Source organism: Vibrio fujianensis, from assembly GCF_002749895.1.
Taxonomy (GTDB): Bacteria; Pseudomonadota; Gammaproteobacteria; order Enterobacterales; family Vibrionaceae; genus Vibrio; species Vibrio fujianensis.
The window spans coordinates 1-2,615 of the sequence record NZ_NBUS01000034.1 but is presented as its reverse complement, the minus strand read 5'-3'; the positions used below and the strand labels follow the sequence as shown (position 1 = coordinate 2,615).

At 45.5% G+C, this 2,615-nt stretch carries 1 protein-coding gene; it reads left to right on the top strand.

The genetic code is table 11. The features are described from left to right. On the top strand, window positions 1–2,195 hold a 2,195-nt coding region (locus B7C60_RS01750), incomplete at its 5' end, for a ribonuclease E/G (protein WP_245868405.1). Window positions 2,196–2,615 lie beyond the last annotated feature (420 nt).

Below are 2,615 nucleotides of genomic sequence, written 5' to 3'. Positions count from 1 at the left end.
TCATTGACCCAACAGAAGCACTAACCTCGATTGACATCAACTCCGCCCGAGCAACCAAAGGCGGTGATATCGAAGAAACGGCATTGAACACCAACTTAGAAGCCGCGGATGAAATTGCTCGTCAGCTCCGTCTACGAGATCTAGGAGGCTTAGTTGTTATCGACTTTATCGATATGACACCTGTACGCCACCAGCGTGAAGTAGAAAATCGCTTACGTGAAGCGGTTCGCCTAGATCGCGCTCGTGTGCAAATTGGCCGTATTTCTCGCTTTGGCTTATTGGAAATGTCGCGTCAACGCTTAAGTCCATCGTTAGCAGAGGCCAGCCACCATATTTGTCCTCGCTGCTCTGGTACTGGGGTTATTCGTGATAATGAATCACTGGCACTTTCTGTATTACGTCTGATTGAAGAAGAAGCTTTAAAAGATAATACCTCTCAAGTTCTAGCGGTTGTCCCCGTTTCTATCGCTTCCTACTTACTCAATGAGAAACGTCGTTCAGTAAACCATATTGAACGTAATCAAGCAGTGAAAATTACCATTGTTCCTAACTCTGATATGGAAACGCCTCACTTTGAAGTGATTCGTGTCCGTGAAGGTGAAGAACAAGAGATGCTTTCTTATTTAGTGCCTAAAAAGCTCGAACAACTGAAAGAAGCGGAAAGCAAAGAAGCTGCAGAAGTAGACGTTAAACCTAAACGTTTAGAAGAGCCTGTATTAAAAGGATTTGCAGCACCGGCGCAAACCGCTCCTGCCCCTCAACCCAAAACAGAGCAAGCCAAGGCCCTCACTGAGCAACCGACTAAACCTGGATTAATCAGTCGGGTATTAAGTGCATTATCAGGGCTATTTAGCCATGAGCCTACGGCACCTAAAGAAGATGAAACGCCAGCGAAACCGGAGCAAGAGAAGCCTTCTCAAGCTCGTCGTGAACGCAATGATCGCCGCCGTAACCCTCGAGATAAGAACCAACGACGTAAAGCGAATAACGAAGAAACCAACAGCAGTAAAAATAAAGCTGATAAAGAAAACGCCCCTCGCAAGGCACAGCAAGAGCGCAAACCCAAACAAGAACGTAGTGAGCAACCACGTCGTAATAAACGTGACAATGCACAGACGACCAAATTGCAAGAGCAAGGGCGTCAACTTGCTGAAGAGGCGTTGAAAGATACCGCAGTTCAACCAGAAACGGTTACTCAATCTGAAGTCAAAGAGTCAAAACCGGCTGTCATTAAAGAACGTCGTCAACGTCGTAAGTTGGAAAAATCAATTCGAGTGGTAAAAGATAATCCGGTATCAGCCATAGATAATGAAGCCAAACCGACCACCGCTGCTGTCAATACACCTGAGTCCAAACCGGTTGAACAAGATCCAGCGATTGATACACTAGCTTCTGAAATATTGCCAAATGCCAATCATGGTAATGAAGGCAAAGAAGAACAAAAACAGCGTCGTAACCGTCGTTCACCTCGTCACCTACGTGCCAGTGGTCAACGTCGCCGTCGTGGTCGTGATCGTCGCCCAAATCCATTCCGCTTACGTAAAGGTGGGGTCGCTTCTCCTGAAATGGCTATGGGGAAAGTAATGCCTCGCTATGATTTAGCTAAGCCTAATCGTGAACAAAACCAGACACCACTGGTTATGACCGATGTCTCACCTCAAGCGACAGTAGAGCAAACGCCCTTACTCGGCGGCTTTGCTTGTCCAGAAATGGCCATGGGTAAAGTTATTCTGCGTCGGGAACCGACTACAGAGCTTACACAAAACGCAGAAGATCAGTCATTGATCGTCGCTAATGCTCAACCCATTGCTGAATCTATCGATACTGAAAGTCAACATAGTGAAAATAATGAGTTAGTCATTAATGCTGAGTCGGTTAAGTCAGTAGAGCCGATAAGCTTAGATGTTGAGACAACACCAGTGACTCCTACGGAAGAAGTAGAAGACGCACCTGAAAGTGATCTGCTACCAGAGGAAGCTCCTATCGTGATTAATGAGCCTAAAGCTAAAACGGTTAAACGCAAAGCAGGACATGCGTTTGCGCCGATGGCTAAAGCGCCAGGCACTCATGATCTGAAGGAAATATCTGTCATCGCAGCGCCGTTACGCGATGATCGCTATCAGCCTAAAGGTGCCGGTAGTCAGGCCGCAAAAAATCAAGCAAGTGCTGAGATGGCAAAACCTCAGTCTTTCTAAGGTCAGGTTAAAACGCCCAAGGCTGCCAACAATGGCAGCCTTTTTTATGTTTCAACAACACTATCGCTCATAATCAAAAGCTTAAACTATCCAGTCAGCATCCTGAGAATAAGTCCTCTATCCTCCATCCTCAATCAGGATGATGAAGCCTCTAATTATCTAGCCAACACGATGACATCGACAGCTTTAAACCAACGTATCAACTTATTGATGGAGCACCAATAACCAATTTTGTAATCTATCTTGCTAAGGCTGTATAAAAACGAAAATATATCGCTCTGATACCCAAACGACTTGAAGTTGCAGCTAGGCGGCAAGTGAGTGACAATTTTGTCTGGAACTGTCACCGATCATGCAAAACTGATCCACTAACGATCATCGAAAACTGATCCACTTGGTATCATCCGTTTATTTTTTATA